This window comes from Sphingobium cupriresistens LL01 (genome assembly GCF_001046645.1).
In the GTDB taxonomy this organism is placed as follows: domain Bacteria; phylum Pseudomonadota; class Alphaproteobacteria; order Sphingomonadales; family Sphingomonadaceae; genus Sphingobium; species Sphingobium cupriresistens.
The window spans coordinates 438,269-456,117 of sequence record NZ_KQ130435.1; the positions used below are offsets into that span (position 1 = coordinate 438,269).

Below are 17,849 nucleotides of genomic sequence, written 5' to 3' on the forward strand. Positions count from 1 at the left end.
GACCAAATAGCATGTACTCCCGCGAAGGCGCTGAAACGAGTAACGTGCCTCGTCTCAGCGTCTTCGCGGGAGCACGCAGCCCTATAATCTCAGACGGTACGCACCCAGCCCGCCGGATCGGCCACGATCCCGCGCTGGATACCCGTCAGCTCCGCCCGCAGCGTCTCCGTCACCAATCCGCCATCGCCATTGCCGATGGTGAAGTCGCCGTCCTTGCTTTTGACCGTGCCGATCGCGGTGACGACCGCCGCGGTACCGCAGGCAAAGGCTTCGCGCAGCGCGCCGCTGGCTGCATCCGCGCGCCACTGGGCGAAGCTGTACGGCTCCTCGCGCACATCATGGCCCTTGGCGCGGGCCAGGTCGATGATGGAATTGCGGGTGATGCCGGGCAGGATCGTGCCGCCCAGCGGCGGGGTGACGATCGACCCGTCGTCCATCACGAAGAAGACGTTCATGCCGCCCAGTTCCTCGACCCACTTATTCTCGGCGGCGTCGAGGAAGACGACCTGATCGCAGCCATGGCCGATCGCCTCCTTCTGCGCGACCAGGCTCGCAGCATAGTTGCCGCCGCATTTGGCCGCGCCCGTGCCGCCGCGCGCCGCGCGGGTATAATGTTCCGACACCCACAGCGTCACGGCCTTCTTGCCGCCTTTGAAATAGGCGCCAGCAGGGGACGCGATGACGCAGAAAATATATTCGTTGGACGGGCGGACGCCCAGGAACGTCTCGCTCGCGAACAGGAAGGGGCGCAGATACAGGCTGCCCTCGCCAGTCGGAATCCAGTCGGCGTCGATCTTCACCAGTTCCTCGACCGCTTCCAGGAACAGGTCTTCGGGCAGGGCCGGCATCGCCAGCCGTTCGGCCGACGCGGCGAAGCGGCGGGCATTTTCCTCCGGGCGGAACATGGCGATGCTGCCATCTTCCAGCCGATACGCCTTCATCCCTTCGAAGATTTCCTGCGCATAATGCAGCACCGCGCAGGCGGGATCGAGCTGGAAGGGTTCGCGCGGACCAATGGCGTGGCTGTGCCAGCCCTGCCCCTCGGTATAGCGAATCGTCACCATATGGTCGGTGAAGAGCCGGCCGAAGCCCGGATCTTCCAGCAGGACCCCGCGCGCGTCAGCCGCCACAGCCTTGGTGCTGGGGGTAACGGTGAAACGCGATGTCTGCTCGGCGGCCATGGTGAGTCTCCTGTTCTGGCGTGCAAGGTGCCCGCCTATGTCACAGAGCGGCGCATGAAACAATGGGTCATATATACTGACCCATTTTGCCGAAAAGGGCCAGCGATGCCGCGCTGGCCTCTTCCCGCCGCCGGACGCCAAGGGTATCGCTGCGGCCATGCATTATTTTTCCGACAACGCCACGCCCGTCAGCCCCGCCGTCATGGCGGCCATCGCCGCCGCCGACCGGGCCGATCATGGCTATGACGGCGACGCCTGGAGCGCGCAGCTGGATGGCGCGCTCAGCGCCCTGTTCGACACCCCGGTCAGCGCGCTGTGGATCGCGACCGGCACGGCGGCCAACAGCATCGCGCTGGCCACGCTCTGCCCGCCCTATGGCGGCGTGATCTGCCATGAGGAGGCGCATATCGTCGTCGACGAATGTGGCGCGCCCGGCTTCTTCACCCATGGCGCGACGCTGATGCCGCTGCCGGGCGAAGGCGCGAAGCTGACGCCGGACGTCGTCGCCGATCGCTTGAAGGCGATCCGCCCCGACGTGCATCAGGTGCCGGCCTGCGCGATCAGCATCACCAACGCCACCGAATATGGCCTGGTCTATAGCCCGGACGAGGTCGCCGCGCTCGGCGAACTGGCGACGGCGCATGGCTTGGGCTTTCACATGGATGGCGCACGTTTCGCCAATGCCGTTGCGCACTTGGGCTGCGCACCCGCCGACATCACCTGGCGCGCCGGGGTGGATGCGCTGTCCTTTGGCTGCGTCAAAAATGGCGGCATGATCGGCGAAGCGCTGCTCTTCTTCAGCGACTCCGCACCAGCCCGCACGGCCGAAGCAAAGCGCTGGCGCAAGCGGTCGGGCCATCTCTTCTCCAAGGGCCGCTATCTCGCCGCGCAGATACTGGCGATGGTCGAAGGCGACCTGTGGCTCCGCAACGCCCGCGCGGCCAACGCAGCGGCGCAGGCGCTTGGCGACAGCGCCATCGGCCGCCTGCTCCACCCGGTGCAGGCGAACGAGCTGTTCATCCGCCTGTCCGCCGCCGAAGCCGTGCGCCTGCGCGCGCAGGGCTTCGATTTCTACGATTGGGGCGATGGCGCGGCCCGGCTGGTCACCAACTGGTCGCAAGACGCGGCCAGCATCGCGCCGCTGGCGCAGGCGCTGCGGGCCTTGACCGATGGCTGAGGGAAAGCAGGGCGGCGTTATCCTGCCCTTCATCCTGGTCACCCTGATCTGGAGTTCGACCTGGATCGTGATCCGCGACCAGATCGGGTCAGTGCCGGCCAGTTGGTCGGTCTGCTACCGTTTCCTGCTCGCCGGCATCGCCATGGCCGCCTTCGCCAAATGGCGCGGCGTCCCGCTTAACATCGGACGCAGCGGCCTCGTCTACGCCGCCCTGCTCGGCGTGGCCCAGTTCGTCCTGAACTTCAACTTCGTCTATCGGGCGGAACATTATCTGACCTCCGGCCTGGTCGCGGTCGTCTATGCGATGCTGCTTATTCCCAACTCGATCCTCGCCTGGCTAATCTTCCGCCAGCCCGTCAGCCGCGCCTTCATCGGCGGGTCGCTGGTGGCGGTGACGGGCATCATATTGATGCTGGTCCATGAATATCATGCCGCGACCGTCCGGCCGGATATGGTGCTGCTGGGTGCGGCCTTCTCGCTCGCCGGGCTGATGAGCGCGTCGGCCGCTAATGTCATGCAAGGGATGGATATCGCCCGCCGCCTGCCGATGCTGGCGGTGCTGGCCTGGGCCATGCTGATCGGTGCCGCGGTGGACGCCGCCTTCGCCTGGGCCACCATCGGCCCGCCGCAGTTCGAGTCGCGGCTGGGCTATATATTGGGCATAGGCTGGCTTGGCATCGCCGGATCGGTCGTGACCTTCCCGCTCTATTTCACCTTGATCCAGCGCATGGGCGCTGGCCGCGCGGCCTATAGCAGCGTGCTGATCCCGGTGATCGCGATGCTGATCTCGACCCTGGCGGAAGGCTATCGCTGGAGCGCGCTGGCCATTGCAGGCGCGCTGCTCGCCATCGCAGGCATGGCCATCGCGCTGCGCTCGAAAGCGACTTAACGCGCGCCCGGCTGATAACGCCGCTTGGCGGCGTCGACTTTGGCGAGCAGGCTGGGAATCGATTCGGACGGAGCCAAGACAGGTCGTGGCGCAGACAAATGCTGCATCTGGTCGCTGAGCGCGGAAAAGGCCTTGTCGATACGGGTCATGGATCATCCTTGCACTATGATGATCCCGCCTTCGTCCTCGCCGGTTAACAAGCCGTAAACCATACGCCAGGCCGTCTCACAAGCAGGCGGCCAAGCCCTCCCGATAAGTCGGATAGCGCGGCGTCCAGCTCAGCAACCGCTTCGCCCGGCCACTGGCGACCCGGCGATTTTCGGCATAGAAACCCCGCGCCATCGGCGACAGTGCAGCCTCCTCCATCGTCTGGAGCGGCGGCCAGGGTTGGGCCAGCAAGTCGCAGGCCGCCTCTATCACGTCATTCTGCGCGCAGGGCAGGTCATCCGCCAGATTATAGACGCCGGGTGGACCATCGAAGCTGGCGATCACTCCGCCGACGATATCGTCCACATGCACCCGGCTGAAAACCTGACCGGCCAAAGCGATGCGGTGCGCCCTGCCCACGCGCACCCGTTCCAGTGCCGATCGCCCCGGCCCATAAATGCCTGGCAGGCGAAAACGGCGCATGTCGGCACGCAACGCCCCCCAGTCGGCATCGGCGGCGGCGCGGGCGGTGCGCCGCCCCTGCCCCACCAGGCTTGCCTCATCCACCCAGGCGCCTGCCGCATCGCCATAGACGCCGGTGGACGACAGATAGCCGGTCCAGAGCGCCGGTGCGGCGGCGAGCGCGGCGCCATAGCGGGCAAGGACGGGGTCTGCGTCCCCTTCGGGCGGCACGGAAGACAGGATATGAGTTGCGCTGGCGATGGCGGCGCGGACGGCGCTGGCGTCATCGAAGGCCAGGATATCCGCGTCGGCGCTCCGCCGAACGCCCGTAACCCGCCACCCCTCGCCACGCAAGCAAGCCTCCAGGCGAGCGGCGGTGTAGCCTAGCCCAAGGATGAGCATATGGGGCATAGATTCCCCTTCAATCATATTCCGCCTATGCGGGAACACGGCCGCCTTAAACCGTGAAGCTCTCGCCACAGCCGCAACTGCCCTTGGCGTTGGGATTGTTGAACACGAAGCCGGCGGTGAAGTCATCCTCCACCCAATCCATCGTCGATCCGATCAGGTACAGCACCGACGCGCCGTCGATATACAGCACGCCGCCGGGCGTCTCGATCTTCTCATCGAACTTCGCCTCTTCGTTCACATAATCGACCGAATAGGCCAGCCCGGAACAGCCGCGCTTGGGCGTGGACAGCTTGACGCCGATCGCGCCATCGGGCGCCTGCGCCATCAGGTCAGCGATACGCGCCTGCGACGTCGGCGTCAGGATGACGGCGGCGGGACGGGCGCGGATCTTGGTCTGTACGTCGGTCATTCTCTTGTCTCCTCCCCTCCATTTAGGGAGGGATTGGGGGAGGGCATGTTGGAGCAGCCGAACCGTACAGCCACTCCCCTGACCCCTCCCTGAAGGGAGGGGAAACTTTCAGAGCATCCCCAGTTCCAGCTTGGCTTCATCGCTCATCTTTTGTGGGTCCCATGGCGGATCCCAGACCAGGTTGACCTGCGCATCGCCCACGCCTGGCACCGCGCCCACGCGCAGTTCGACTTCGCCCGGCATGGATTCAGCGACCGGGCAATGCGGCGTGGTCAGCGTCATGGTGACGACGGCGTGGCCATCGTCCGTCACATCGACGCCGTAGATCAGGCCCAGATCATAGATATTGACCGGGATCTCCGGGTCGAAAATCTCCTTCAGCGCCTCGATGATCCCGTCATAGAGGTTGCCGCCCGGTTCACCGGCCGGCGCGGCGCTGGGCTTGGCGGACAGGAAGCCGTCCAGATAGTCGCGCTGACGCGCCTCGTCGACCCGCGCCTTGGGCGGGGTTTCCACCGCCTCGACTTCCTCGATCACGATCTTACTTTCTTCGCGATTATTGTCAGTCATTGGCGAAGATCTTCCTTACTCTTTCTAATCCCGCGACCAGCGCCTCGACATCGCTCTCGTCGCTATAAATGCCGAAACTGGCCCGCGCGGTCGCCTCGACGCCCAGATGGCGCATCAACGGCTGTGCGCAATGATGGCCGGCCCGGATCGCAACGCCCGTTTCATCCAATATGGTGCCGACATCGTGCGGATGCACCCCCTCGACCGCGAAAGACAGAATGCCCGCGCTGTCGTCCGGCCCGAACAGGCGGATGCTGTTCATCCCGCCCAGCGCCGCCCGCGCCTTGGCCACCAGCGAGCACTCATGCGCATGGACCCTGTCCAGCCCGATGCCCTGCACATAATCGATCGCAGCGGAAAGCCCAACGACCCCGGTGATATGCGGCGTGCCCGCCTCGAACCGGTTGGGCGGGGGGGCATAGGTCGTCTTCTCGAACGTCACCTTGTCGATCATCGACCCGCCACCCTGATAGGGCGGCATCGCGTCCAGCAATTCGGCCCGTCCCCACAACACGCCGATGCCGGTCGGGCCATAGAGTTTATGCGCGGAAAAGACGTAGAAGTCGCAATCCATCGCCGCCACATCGACGGCCAGCCGCGGCACCGCCTGGCACCCGTCGATCAAGATTTTGGCACTCACCATATGCGCGATATCGGCGGCGCGGCGCACGTCCAGCACGCTGCCCAGCACGTTGGACACATGGGCCAGCGCGACCATCCGGTGCTGCGGCGTAATCATCGCGCGCATCGCGTCCAGGTCGATCTTGCCATCCTGCGTCAGCGGCACGACGTCGATCGCCGCGCCGACTTTCTCCGCGACGATCTGCCACGGCACGATATTGCTGTGATGCTCCAGCGTCGACAACAGGATGCGGTCGCCCGCCTTGAGTTGCGTCCCGGCCCAGCATTGCGCGACCAGGTTGATCCCTTCGGTCGCGCCTCGGACATAGACGATCTCACCGTCGCTCGCCGCGCCGATGAAGCCGGCAACCTTGCGCCGCGCCGCTTCATAGGCGAGCGTCATGTTGGCCGACCGCTCATAGACGCCGCGATGCACCGTCGCATAATCCGGGCCATAGGCGCGCGCGATAGCGTCGATCACGGCATGGGGCTTCTGCGCGGTCGCGGCGCTGTCCAGATAGTGCCAGTCGCCCACACCGGGGAAATCATCCCGCAACCGCAAAGTCTGGGCGAGATCGTTCATACCAACGCCTCCAGCTTGACGATCGCGGCCGCTTCCAGCGCTTGCCTGACCGCCTCGTCCGCCACATCATCAAACACACCCGCGACGAAGGATCGCAGCAGCAACGTCTTGGCCGTCGCCGGGTCCATCCCGCGGCTCGCCATATAGAACAGCGCCGCCTTGTCCAGTTCGCCCACGGTCGCGCCATGCGCGCATTTCACGTCGTCGGCGAAGATCTCCAACTCCGGCTTGGCGTTGGCCGTAGCCGTCCGGTCCAGCAGCATCGCCTTGACCGACTGAAATGCATCGGTCCGCTGCGCATCGCGCGCGACATTGATGCTGCCCAGGTAACTGCCGGTGGCGCGACCGCCCAGGATCGACCGGATCGTCTGACCGCTGGTCGAATCGGGCTTGGCGTGCGTGACGCTGGTGATGATCTCCAACGTCTGGTCACCGCCGCCCAATATCGCGCCGTTCAGCTCGAAATGCGCCTGGCTTCCGATCGTCACATGAAAGGTCACCCGCCCCAGCTTGCCGCCGATATTGAGCACATGAAAATCGCACCGCGCCCCGTCGGCGATGGTGATGACATAGTCATGCACCGCCGCCGTCCCATCCGCCGCGTCCTGCAACAGATGATGGCGCGCGACGTCCCCTGCCGCCACATCGATCCGCGTCGGGGCAGGCGTCGGCCAGATGGCGGCGACAGCCTCCACATCGCTATAGCGCCAGTCTTCCTGGCGGCGGGTTGGCAGAGCGAGAGCGTTCACGCCGCCACCACCTCGGCATAACCCTCACGCTCCAGCTCCAGCGCCAAGTTCGGCCCGCCGGACTTCACGATCCGGCCACCCGCCAGCACGTGCACATAGTCCGGTTTCACATAATCGAGCAGCCGCTGATAATGGGTAATCAGCAGCACCGCCTTGTCGGACTTGCGCATGATCGCGTTGATCCCCGCGCCCACGATCTTGAGCGCATCAATGTCGAGGCCGCTGTCCGTCTCGTCGAGGATCGCCAGCTTGGGATCAAGGATGCCCATCTGCACCATTTCGGCCCGCTTCTTCTCGCCGCCGGAAAAGCCGACATTCACCGGCCGCTTGAGCATCTCCATGTCGAGGCCCAGCAGCGCGGCCTTTTCCTTGGCCAGACGGATGAACTCGCCGCCATTCAATTCGTTCTCGCCGCGCGCCCGCTTTTGCGCATTCAGGCTCTCGCGCAGAAATTGCAGGTTGGACACGCCGGGAATCTCGACCGGATATTGAAAGCCCAGGAACAGCCCGGCCGCCGCGCGCTCATGTGGTTCCAGTTCGAACAGGTCCGCATCGTCAAACGTCGCGGTCCCGCCCGTCACGTCGTAACCCGGCCGTCCACCCAGCGTATAGGCCAGCGTCGATTTGCCCGCGCCGTTCGGCCCCATGATCGCATGGATTTCGCCCGCATTGATGGTCAGCGACAATCCCTTCAGGATCGCCTTGCCGTCGATTGCGTTGGTGAGATTGTCGATCGTCAGCATAAATTATCCCTCATGCGCCCGCTGAAGCGTCCGCGCGGTCCAGAACGCCATGTCCCGCACGTCGCCCGGCGCGGGGAACAGCGTGTCGATATGGCGCTTGATCGGCATATAGGGCCACCAGTCGGCCTCGCCCTCCGGCGGTCCCTTTTCCAGCAGCGCGACGACGAACTCGCTCACCGGCCCCATGCGGGCCAGGTTGGGCGCCTTCGCCTTGTGGAACGCCTTGTCCTTGCGCAGCTTCTCGGTCATCGCCGCGTCGGCTTTTTGCAGGGTATCGCGGCTGGTCGCCTCATAGGCGTCCAAATCGCCGAAATCGGCGCGGGCGCGCGTCTCCAGCTCGCCTTCTTCCAGCTCATAATCCTCGGTCAGGATACGGATCGCGGCGGTCCACGCCTGGCCATTGCCAACATCCTCCGCAAAATCCGCCAGGGCATCCTGAATATCGTCTTCGTCGCTCAATTTTTCTTCCTTGGTCCTGTTATGGGGCCGCGCCTGGCGTCAACCCACCGATCCTTCCAGCGAAATCCCCAGCAGCTTCTGCGCCTCGACCGCAAATTCCATCGGCAATTGCTGCAACACTTCCCGCGCGAACCCGTTCACGATCAAACTCACCGCGCTTTCCGCATCCAGCCCGCGCTGCATCGCGTAGAACAATTGGTCGTCGCTAATCTTCGACGTCGTCGCCTCATGCTCGATCTGCGCGCTGGGGTTGCGCACCTCGATATAGGGCACGGTGTGCGCGCCGCACTGGTCTCCCAGCAGCAGCGAATCGCACTGGGTGAAGTTGCGCACGCCCTCCGCCCCCGGCGCCACGCGCACCAGCCCGCGATAAGTATTGTTGCTGCGCCCGGCCGAAATCCCCTTCGACACGATGGTCGATCGCGACCCCTTGCCATTGTGGATCATCTTGGTGCCGGTATCGGCCTGTTGCAGATTGTTGGTCAGCGCGACCGAATAAAACTCCCCGACGCTATTCTCGCCGTTCAGCACGCAGGACGGATATTTCCAGGTGATCGCGGACCCGGTTTCCACCTGCGTCCAGCTTACCTTGCTGTTCTTGCCCTGACACAAAGCGCGCTTGGTCACGAAATTATAGATGCCGCCCTTGCCGTCCGCGTCGCCGGGATACCAGTTCTGGACGGTCGAATATTTGATCTCCGCATCGTCCAGCGCGACCAGTTCCACCACGGCGGCGTGCAACTGGTTCTCGTCGCGCATCGGCGCGGTGCAGCCTTCGAGGTAAGAGACATAAGACCCCTCGTCCGCGACGATCAAAGTCCGTTCGAACTGCCCGGTATTCTCCGCATTGATGCGGAAATAGGTGCTGAGTTCCATCGGACAGCGCACGCCCTTGGGAATGTAGACGAAGGTGCCGTCGGAAAACACCGCGCAGTTGAGCGTCGCGAAATAATTGTCGTGCATCGGCACGATCTTGCCCAGCCACTTCTTCACCAGATCGGGATATTCGCGCACCGCCTCGCTGATTGAGCGGAAGATGACCCCCGCTTCCTCCAACTCCTTGCGGAAGGTCGTCGCGACGCTGACGCTGTCGAACACCGCGTCCACCGCGACCCGACGCGAACCCTTCACGCCTGCCAGCACTTCCTGTTCGGCGATGGGAATGCCCAGCTTCTTGTAGGTCGCCAATATCTCCGGATCGACCTCGTCCAGGCTGTCCAGCTCCACCTTCTTCTTCGGCTCGGCGTAATAATAGGCGTCCTGATAGTCGATCGGCGGGACGTTCAGCTTCGCCCAGTCCGGCGGCGTCATCGTCTTCCACATGGCGAACGCCTTCAACCGCCAGTCGAGCAGCCATTGCGGCTCCTTCTTCTTGGCGGAAATGAAGCGGACCGTATCCTCGTTCAGTCCCTTGGGCGCGAAATCCTGCTCGATGGCCGAAGACCAGCCATGTTCGTAGGTGGAGGCGCGATCCGCGGCCTCCTGCGCTTCCTGGTTGCGGCCAGAATAGCCTTGAACGGTGGTTGCTTGTTCGGTCATGCCATTTCTCTGCTAAGGCTGGCGATCGTCACGCCGGCCAGGGCGGATCGGATCGCTTCATTGGCCACATTCATGTGCGGGCGGATGCGGCAGTCGGTTTCCAGATTGCAGTCATGCGCCCCCAATTCGTTGCAGGCGGTCATGGCGATCGGTCCTTCGACCGCCTCCACCACATCGGCCAGCGTGATCGTCGCGGGCGGGCGCGACAGGCGCACGCCGCCGCCGGTGCCCCGGCTCGATTCGAGCAGCCCGGCCGCCGACAGCCGGCTCACCAGCTTTTGCGCGGTGGGCAGCGGGATGCCGGTTTCGGCCGAAAGCGTGGTCGCGTTCATCTTCGCCGCGCCACAATGGCGCGCCGCAGCGGACATCAATACGACCGCATAGTCAGCGAAGCTCGATAATTTCATATCAATTGCGAACCATTCTCAAATCGGATCGAATCCATCCGATTGGCCGCATGTGGCCCCGCGGGCGCGGTTAATCAAGGCATTTTTGCCTGGAAAGGCTTAGAACAACGCGCTTCACATAATCCGTTCGGGTTGAACCTGTCGAGGCATCCTGCTGGTTGCGGCCCTTCGACAGGCTGAGGGCGAATGGATATGGGAGCCGTTCTGATCGCTCAACTCAACCGATTCAGCACCGCCACGTCGCCGCCCAGCGATCGCCGCAGTAGCGTCAGTTGCGCCACCGCAGACGGCTCGGTCTGCAACTGGTGCGGGGTCAGGCCGATGAAATGCTTGATTTCCCGGATGAAGTGCGACTGGTCGTAAAAGCCGCCCTCCTCGCACAATTGCTGCCAGCTTTCCCCGTCCAGCGCGATCCGCGCCGAACAGCGCAGCGCCCGATATTTGCGCGCCAGCAATTTGGGCGGCGCGCCATAATATTTATTGGCCAGGCGGGCGAGTTGGCGCGGCGACAGGCCGGTCGTCTCCGCCAGTATTTCAATCCGCGGCGACCCTTCGTCCATCAGCCAGGCGTCGATCGCCGCCAGTAATTCCCAGGTCGCCGGGCGCAATGGCCGCGTCAGCCGCCCCAGTTCTGCCCAGCACAGCGCCGCCATGGCGTCGGCATCCTCGCCCAGCCCGCGCAACCCGTCCAGCAACCGGGCATAGGCGTCGCCCCGTTCGGCGGCCAAGTCGCACAACCGGTCCGCCAACTCGCTGGCGTCGCCGCCATATAGCGCCAGCCAGCCGGCGGGCAGCAGCGAAATGCCCATCACCCGCGCCGGCCGGTCCAGTTCGAACCGGGTCGCCCCCATGGTCGGCCCCAGCAGGCAGACGTCGGGCGTCGCCATCACCGTCCCGTCCTGGAAATGATAGTCGCCGCCACCCTCCAGCATCAGCCGCAACTGCGGCACATCGGCGCGGGTGACGTCGGCATAGCGATCAGCCGACACGGTGAAATAATAAAGCGATCCGAAATAGGCGCGCAGATGCGCGGGCGGCGCGAAATAGCGCAGCCGGACAGGCCCCTGTGCGGCATCGACCGTGTAGGACAGCGGCCCGCGGTCATCCGGCAACGCGACTGCGCGCGCCACATTATCGCTGTGATGCGACCCCATGTTTTCACCCCTGCCGATCACTATGCGCCAACGCAGGCGCAGCGCAAGCGGCCGCTTGAAATATGGTAAAGTTTTTCGGCACCTAGCTTTGAAATGCGCCAAAAAAATGACCCGGCGGTTTGCACCGCCGGGTCAGTAAAAGGTCTCATTGGCCATAGGCCAGAGAGCCTTCGGGTCGCAAGGCGGCTTTACGCCCGAATCGAAGCAACTTTATTGGATGAAACGGACATTTTTGGCGCGCAAACGGTTCCATTCATGACGTTTCTTGTCATGAAATAACCTTGTCGCCGCGCTGTTGCCGCATGGCCACAGTGACTCGACGGGCCGATGGTCCGCTGGCATAGGCTTGGCGATGTCCTATCGCCTGATCCGCCCGCTGCTCTTCGCCCTGGATGCCGAGCGCGCCCACCATCTCTCGATCGCCGCCTTGCGCCTAATGCCGACCACCGCGCCGCTTGGCGTCGATCCAATGCTGGAATCGGTGGTGGCGGGAATCCGCTTCCCCAACCCCATCGGCCTCGCCGCGGGCTATGACAAGGACGGCCGGATCGCGCATAAAATGCATGGCCTGGGCTTCGGCTTCGCCGAACTGGGCACGCTGACCCCGCTGGCCCAGCCGGGCAATCCCCAGCCGCGCCTGTTCCGCTTGGTCGAGGACCGCGCCGTCATCAACCGCTTCGGCTTCAACAATGGCGGTCAGGGCGCGGCCGCGGACCGGATCGCCCGCTACCGCCAGCCCGTAAATAGCGGCGGCCCGGTGATCGGCATCAATATCGGCGCAAACAAGGATGCGACGGCGGCCGGGCGCGGCATCGCGGACTATGTGACCGGCGTCACCTGCATGGCCCCGCTGGCCGACTATCTCACCGTCAACATCTCCTCCCCCAACACGCCCGGCCTGCGCGCACTGCAGGGCCGCGCCGCGCTGGACGATCTGCTCTCTGCGGTGATGGCGGCGCGCGGCGCGGGAACGACGCCTATTTTCCTGAAGGTCGCGCCCGATCTGGAACCGGCCGACGTGGAGGATATCGCCGCGGCCTGCATCGACCATTGCGTCGACGCGCTGATCGTGTCCAACACCACTCTGTCGCGCCCGGCGCTGCGCTCGCCCCATGCGGGCGAAACGGGCGGCCTGTCCGGCGCGCCGTTGACCGACCTGTCGCTGGCGCGGCTTCGGGATTTCCGGCGCCTGGCCGGCAACCGGCTGCCGCTGATCGGCGTCGGCGGCATCGCCAATGCGGCCCAAGCCTATGCCCGCATCCGCGCTGGCGCGTCGCTGGTCCAACTCTACAGCGCGCTGGTCTATGAAGGACCATATCTGGCCAAGCGGATCAACAAGAGCCTGAAGACGCTGATGGCCCGCGACGGGGTAAAAACGATCGCCGAACTGGTGGGCGTGGACGCCTGATATAGTGCGGCATCAATGGGTAGGCTTACCGCCATTCCGCTTTGCGCGAGGCTTCAGCGGAAGGCGACGTAAAAATCCCGTCACCCCAGCGAAGGCTGGGGTCTTGTGAGGGGGCGGACGCGGCGCTTCGGCTTGGCGCTTACCCGACCGTATCGCATCGTCGCCTGAGACCCCAGCCTTCGCTGGGGTGACGGTGTGGGTCATCCGCTTGCCGGTTATGCGACTGGTCTGCTGAGCGCCCGCTTCTGCCCAACCGAACGCCCTGCCATGCCCAAAAACCGCCACAAAGGGTTGCAGCGCACAACGCAATGGCTAGGGTTACGGCCATGCTTCCCCGCCTTCCCGGCCTGCTGGCCCCGCTCGCCCTCCTTGCCCTCATCCCCGCATCTGCCGCCGCGCGCGCGCCGGTGTCGACCAACGCCACCGTGTCCGCCGCCGATCCCCGCGCGGCGCAGGCCGGACAGGAGATATTGCGCCAGGGCGGAAGCGCCACCGACGCCGCGATCGCGATGATGCTCACGCTGAACGTCGTGGAACCGCACAATAGCGGCATCGGCGGCGGCGGTTTCCTGATGCATCATGACGGCGCGACCGGCCTGCTCGAATCGATCGACGGCCGCGAAACCGCCCCCGCCGCCGCGCGGCCGGACCGCTTCATGGGCGCAGACGGCAAGCCCCTCCCCTTCATGCAGGCTTGGCCGGGCGGCTATTCCGCCGGCGTGCCGGGCAATCTGCGCATGGCGTGGGACGCGCATAAAAAATGGGGCAAGCTGCCCTGGGCCGACCTGTTCGCCCCCGCGATCCGCTATGCCGAAGATGGCTTCGACCTGGGCGAACGCACCGCCACCGCGTTGCGCGCGACACAAGGCATCTGGGCCGACTTCCCCGAAATCCAGAAGCTCTTCTGGGTGAACGGCGCCCCGCCCCCGGCCGGCACCCGCCTCAAAAACCCGCCGCTGGCCGCCCTGTTCAAGCGGATCGCTGCGGAAGGCCCGGACGCCTTCTATACCGGCCAAAACGCCCGCCTCATCAGCGCCGCCGTCACCAACGCCCCCAAGAATCCGGCGCCGCTCACGGAGGCCGACCTCGCGACCTACAAGGCGAAACCCCGCAAGCCCGTCTGCGGCCCCTACCGCGCCTATACCGTCTGCGGCATGGGACCGGCCTCGGCCGGCGGCGTCACCGTGCTGGAAATTCTCGGCATGGTGGAACGCTTCCCGCTGGCGCAATGGGGCAAGGATGACCCGCGTAGCTGGCACGTCATCGGCGAAGCGATGCAACTCGCCTATGCCGATCGGGAAACCTGGCTGGGCGACCCCGACTTCGTATCCGTCCCGGTCAGCGGCATGATCGACCCCGCCTATCTCAGGCGGCGCTCCTCTCTGATCCGCCTCAACAAGGCGCTGGGCGCCTACAAGCCCGGCACCCCGCCCGGCGCGCAGCCGCGCACCGCCTCGTTGCCCCAGCCCGAAAGCGGCACCAGCCATTTCGTCGCGATCGACCGCAATGGCGACATCGCCGCCTGGACCTCCACCATCGAAAGTTTCTTCGGCAGCCAACTGATCGCAAACGGCGTCATCCTCAACAATGAATTGACCGATTTCAGCTTCACCCCTGAAAAGGATGGCAAGCCTGTCGCCAACCGGGTGGAACCAGGCAAGCGCCCTCTCTCCTCTATGTCGCCCACCATCGTCTATGACGCCGGTGGCACGCCCATCTTCACCGTCGGCGCGGCGGGCGGCAAGACCATCATTATGCAGGTCGCCAAGGCGCTGATCGCCCATTTCGACTGGGGCCTCTCGGCGCAGGACTCGATCGCCCATGGCCTGCTCTTCTTCAACGGCGACGGACTGGTTCTGGAACAGGGCACGTCGCTCGAAGCCATGAAGGCACCACTGGAGAAACTGGGCCACCGCGTCAGCGTCAACCGCATGGGCCTCAAGGCCAATGCCGCCGAGCGTCTGCCTGACGGCCACTGGCAGGGCGCCGCCGACCCGCGCAGTCCAGGCGTGTCGTTGCAGGAGTAATCCCGACAAACCCGTTCGTGCTGAGTAGGGCTGAGCTTGTCGAAGTCCGGTATCGAAGCATCCTTCGATACGCCATTTCGATTTCGCCCAATGGCTACTCAGCACGAACGGAGCATGAAGATCACCCGTTCAAATCCAGCCCCGCCAGATTGAAGTCGAACGGCGCGGTCTGTGCCTTCCCGTCCACCACCAGGTCGACCTTCATGCTCTTGGCGTCCTTGATCGCATCATAAGCCCCCTGCGACGGCGCGATCGCGATGCCGTCGTCATTGGTCGCCATCCGCCCTTTCCATTCGTGGCGCTTGCCGTCGTCAGTGGTGGCCGTGATCCGGCAGTCCGACAGGTCGCAGGTAAAGGGCGCACCGACCAGCTTGACCGTCACGTCCGCGCCGCCCTCCTTGAGCGGCTGGACCAGCAGGACCGAAAATGTGTCGGGTGCGGTCATCGTCTGCACACTGTTGGCGCTGCCGATATAGGCGACCTTGGGCTTGCCACTCTCACCGCCCTCATATTTCCATACCTGGCCGATCTGCTCGCGCTGGGTCGGCTCCTTGGGCGTGTTGTCGCTGCAGGCCGCCAGCGTGGCCACAGCTGCAATCATCACAATGGCGCGCATCGCCGTTTTCCTTCCATACAGTTACGGAAGGACAATGTTTCAACCCGCCGGGAGTTTCCTATGCGGCGTAACGCGCCGCCGTGTCGCGGATCAGGGCGATCATGTTGGGAATACCCTGGGTCCGGTTGGAACTGAGCTGGTTCTTGAGGTCGAACGGCGCCAGTGCGCCCTCGATATCGGACGCGCTGATGTCGCCGGGCGCGCGATCCTGAACGGTCAGCAGCACCAGCGCAATAATCCCCTTGGTAATCGCGGCATTGCTGTCCGCCAGGAAATGTAGCCGACCATCATCCAGGACCGTAGGATAGACCCACACCGCCGCCGAACAGCCCCGCACCAACGTCGCGCCGGTCTTGAGCGCATCGGGCATGTCCTCCAGCCCGCGCCCCAGGTCGATCAGCAACCGATAACGGTCGTCCACATCGAGAAATTCATATTCTTCCTGAAGATCGGCGAGATTGGGCTGGTCGGTCATGCCCGCCATATAGGGGCAAATGGTAAAAGCGGAACCCGCTTTGCATCATGGCGCAACCTGTTCCCGCGCAGGCGGGGACAGGCATCCTCTATCTTATCTGTCCACCGCACCCGTCAGTTCGTGACCTTGCATCCCTTGGCCGCCGCATAGCCGCGCAGATAGCCGCGCCGCGCGACGCCCGCCGTCACCGCGGCCTGCAACCGCCGCTCGGCCGGGGCGGCGCCGCTGATCTCGCGGACCAGCCCGCGGAAGGGGATGAGCGAATTGACGATCGTCTTGCCGACCGCCTCGGCGATCTTGCCGGTGCGATTCTCGTTCGCCTTCGCGCCGATGGTAAAATCCTCGCCCAGCACGGCGTTGAGTTCGGCCAGAGAGGCTTTCAGCCCCTTGCAGGTCCGCGAAGGCGGCGCAACATAGGGATTGTCCACCGCCTTGAGCAAAACGGGCGGAATCTCGTCCTTGTCCAACCCAATGTCGCGCGCCGGTTGCGTCGCGATGGTACCGGCCTTGTCCAGCGTCCCGTCACGGCGCTTTTCCGGCTCCTGCTTGGTCTGATCCGGCTTGGTCTGATCCGGCTTGGGTGCCTCCTGAGCCAGCGCCGCACCCGGCAGCATCAACATCAGGGCAATGGCGGTCGTCGTAAATTGCATGATAGTCCTCCCGGCCCATCAAACCAGCGACGGACAGGTCGGTTCCGGGCCGAAACGATTGTGGCGCAAGACAAGGCGCACCCCCCGCGCTATGCGGCACGCTCCATCCCGCAGGAGATATGTCTTGTCCCGATCCGACGCGCGCCTCACCATCGCCTCGTCCACCCTGTCCGCCGCCATCGATCCGATCGGCGCGGAACTCTGGTCTTTGCAGGACGCTGCCGGGCGCGAGATGATGACAAACGCCGATCCTCGCTGGTGGACCGGCCATGCGCCGCTGCTCTTCCCCTTCGTCGGCCGGTCGCGCGGAGACGTCTATCGACTGGACGGCCAGGACTATCCCATGCCCCAGCACGGCTTCGCCCGCCGCAGCGTCTTCCTGCCCATCGAACAGGACGATAATCACCTGCTGCTGCGGCTGGAGGCGGACCATGAGACGCGCGCCGTCTATCCCTTCGACTTCCGCCTCGACATGGCCTTCGCGTGCGAAGGCGCAACCCTGCGCATGACCGCCACCGTCACCAACCGGGGCGAAACGGCCATGCCCTTCAGCTTCGGCTATCATCCCGCCTTCGCCTGGCCGCTTCCCTATGGCGGCACAGTCGAGGATCATCGCATCCTCTTCGAGGCGCCCGAACCCGCCCCGATCCGCAAGGTCGGCAGCGAACCCGGCCTGATCGCCCACGAACCATGCCCCTCGCCAGTGAACGGCGACACGCTCGTCCCCACCTACGCCCTGTTCGACGGCGACGCCCTGATCTGGGACGATCTCGCCAGCCGCTCGCTGACCTGGGGTGTGCCGGGCCAACCGCATCTGAAGATCGATTTCCCCGACACCCCCTGGCTCGGCCTCTGGCAAAAGCCCGGCGCGCATTATCTGTGCGTCGAGCCCTGGGCCGGCATGGCCGATCTGGTGGGCTTTACCGGCGACGTCTGGGACAAGCAGGGCATCATGGCGCTGCTGCCGGGCGACCACCGATCCTTCCGCATGGACGTGACGCTGGTTTCGCCATGACTATTTCGTTTCGGAATCTGGTGAGGCAATCGCCCCCGCCGATTGTGATCGTCATTTGGGCTATGCTAATATTCTCCCTTATTGCCTTTCTCTATTGGGTGAACCGCTTTTCAGAGCGTGAGGACAATCGACGGGCGGCTCTGGTTTATCAGATTGA

20 protein-coding genes are annotated in these 17,849 nt (G+C 64.5%); 5 read left to right on the top strand and 15 right to left on the bottom strand.

What is annotated here, in order from left to right; genetic code table 11:
• Positions 1-89: 89 nt before the first annotated feature.
• Positions 90-1,181, bottom strand: a complete 1,092-nt coding sequence (locus V473_RS15150; RefSeq protein WP_066606641.1) for a branched-chain amino acid aminotransferase — start codon at positions 1,179-1,181, stop codon at positions 90-92.
• Positions 1,182-1,338: 157 nt separating this feature from the next.
• Here V473_RS15150 and V473_RS15155 point away from each other — a divergent pair, with 157 nt between their 5' ends.
• Together V473_RS15155 and V473_RS15160 are read left to right on the top strand one after the other, a co-directional pair.
• Entirely contained in the window at positions 1,339-2,358 is a 1,020-nt protein-coding gene (locus tag V473_RS15155; RefSeq protein WP_066606644.1) for a threonine aldolase family protein, read from the top strand.
• On the top strand, positions 2,351-3,247 hold the full coding sequence (locus V473_RS15160) for a DMT family transporter (RefSeq protein WP_066606647.1): 897 nt from the start codon (positions 2,351-2,353) through the stop codon (positions 3,245-3,247). The genes V473_RS15155 and V473_RS15160 overlap by 8 nt, the downstream gene beginning before the upstream one ends.
• Here the strand turns inward: V473_RS15160 and V473_RS24150 are convergent.
• From V473_RS24150 to V473_RS15210, 11 genes are all read right to left on the bottom strand, one after another.
• The gene (locus V473_RS24150) at positions 3,244-3,396 is read right to left on the bottom strand and encodes a hypothetical protein (protein WP_165363621.1); all 153 of its coding nucleotides are present in this window, start codon (positions 3,394-3,396) and stop codon (positions 3,244-3,246) included. The genes V473_RS15160 and V473_RS24150 overlap by 4 nt on opposite strands.
• A 76-nt stretch (positions 3,397-3,472) precedes the next feature.
• Positions 3,473-4,267, bottom strand: coding sequence for a Rossmann-fold NAD(P)-binding domain-containing protein (locus tag V473_RS15165; protein WP_066606651.1), 795 nt, complete (start codon positions 4,265-4,267; stop codon positions 3,473-3,475).
• Between the two features lie 46 nt (positions 4,268-4,313).
• Positions 4,314-4,676 (bottom strand): HesB/IscA family protein, encoded by a 363-nt coding sequence (locus V473_RS15170; RefSeq protein WP_066606657.1) that lies wholly within the window; start codon positions 4,674-4,676, stop codon positions 4,314-4,316.
• A 108-nt stretch (positions 4,677-4,784) separates the two neighbouring features.
• Complete coding sequence (locus V473_RS15175; RefSeq protein WP_066606661.1) at positions 4,785-5,246, bottom strand: SUF system Fe-S cluster assembly protein; 462 nt, start codon at positions 5,244-5,246, stop codon at positions 4,785-4,787.
• Positions 5,239-6,450 carry a cysteine desulfurase gene (locus tag V473_RS15180; protein ID WP_066606667.1) on the bottom strand — a complete coding sequence of 404 codons (1,212 nt, stop codon included), beginning with the start codon at positions 6,448-6,450 and terminating at the stop codon, positions 5,239-5,241. The genes V473_RS15175 and V473_RS15180 overlap by 8 nt, the downstream gene beginning before the upstream one ends.
• Positions 6,447-7,199: a SufD family Fe-S cluster assembly protein gene (locus V473_RS15185; protein ID WP_066606669.1), complete on the bottom strand. Its 753-nt coding sequence runs from the start codon at positions 7,197-7,199 to the stop codon at positions 6,447-6,449. The genes V473_RS15180 and V473_RS15185 overlap by 4 nt, the downstream gene beginning before the upstream one ends.
• Positions 7,196-7,942 carry a Fe-S cluster assembly ATPase SufC gene (gene sufC, locus V473_RS15190; protein ID WP_066606672.1) on the bottom strand — a complete coding sequence of 249 codons (747 nt, stop codon included), beginning with the start codon at positions 7,940-7,942 and terminating at the stop codon, positions 7,196-7,198. The genes V473_RS15185 and sufC overlap by 4 nt, the downstream gene beginning before the upstream one ends.
• A 3-nt stretch (positions 7,943-7,945) precedes the next feature.
• Positions 7,946-8,401: a hypothetical protein gene (locus tag V473_RS15195; RefSeq protein ID WP_066606675.1), complete on the bottom strand. Its 456-nt coding sequence runs from the start codon at positions 8,399-8,401 to the stop codon at positions 7,946-7,948.
• Positions 8,402-8,440: 39 nt separating this feature from the next.
• Complete coding sequence (gene sufB, locus V473_RS15200; protein WP_066606678.1) at positions 8,441-9,940, bottom strand: Fe-S cluster assembly protein SufB; 1,500 nt, start codon at positions 9,938-9,940, stop codon at positions 8,441-8,443.
• The gene (locus tag V473_RS15205; protein WP_066606680.1) at positions 9,937-10,347 is read right to left on the bottom strand and encodes an RrF2 family transcriptional regulator; all 411 of its coding nucleotides are present in this window, start codon (positions 10,345-10,347) and stop codon (positions 9,937-9,939) included. Before V473_RS15205 ends, sufB begins: the two co-directional genes overlap by 4 nt.
• Positions 10,348-10,559: 212 nt before the next feature.
• Positions 10,560-11,501, bottom strand: a complete 942-nt coding sequence (locus V473_RS15210; protein WP_066606682.1) for a helix-turn-helix domain-containing protein — start codon at positions 11,499-11,501, stop codon at positions 10,560-10,562.
• A gap of 352 nt (positions 11,502-11,853) precedes the next feature.
• Here V473_RS15210 and V473_RS15215 point away from each other — a divergent pair, with 352 nt between their 5' ends.
• Together V473_RS15215 and ggt are read left to right on the top strand one after the other, a co-directional pair.
• A complete protein-coding gene (locus V473_RS15215) occupies positions 11,854-12,909 on the top strand; it encodes a quinone-dependent dihydroorotate dehydrogenase (RefSeq protein ID WP_066606684.1) in 1,056 nt (351 codons plus the stop codon).
• A 326-nt stretch (positions 12,910-13,235) separates the two neighbouring features.
• A complete protein-coding gene (ggt, locus tag V473_RS15220; RefSeq protein WP_066606686.1) occupies positions 13,236-14,936 on the top strand; it encodes a gamma-glutamyltransferase in 1,701 nt (566 codons plus the stop codon).
• A 121-nt stretch (positions 14,937-15,057) separates the two neighbouring features.
• Here the strand turns inward: ggt and V473_RS15225 are convergent, their stop codons facing one another.
• From V473_RS15225 to V473_RS15235, 3 genes are all read right to left on the bottom strand, one after another.
• The gene (locus V473_RS15225) at positions 15,058-15,552 is read right to left on the bottom strand and encodes a hypothetical protein (protein WP_066606688.1); all 495 of its coding nucleotides are present in this window, start codon (positions 15,550-15,552) and stop codon (positions 15,058-15,060) included.
• 58 nt (positions 15,553-15,610) lie between these two features.
• Positions 15,611-16,036 carry a SufE family protein gene (locus V473_RS15230; protein WP_066606691.1) on the bottom strand — a complete coding sequence of 142 codons (426 nt, stop codon included), beginning with the start codon at positions 16,034-16,036 and terminating at the stop codon, positions 15,611-15,613.
• Between the two features lie 104 nt (positions 16,037-16,140).
• The gene (locus tag V473_RS15235; protein WP_148648419.1) at positions 16,141-16,677 is read right to left on the bottom strand and encodes a hypothetical protein; all 537 of its coding nucleotides are present in this window, start codon (positions 16,675-16,677) and stop codon (positions 16,141-16,143) included.
• A gap of 124 nt (positions 16,678-16,801) precedes the next feature.
• Here V473_RS15235 and V473_RS15240 point away from each other — a divergent pair, with 124 nt between their 5' ends.
• Positions 16,802-17,692: an aldose 1-epimerase family protein gene (locus tag V473_RS15240; protein WP_244884432.1), complete on the top strand. Its 891-nt coding sequence runs from the start codon at positions 16,802-16,804 to the stop codon at positions 17,690-17,692.
• The last annotated feature ends 157 nt before the right edge of the window (positions 17,693-17,849 follow it).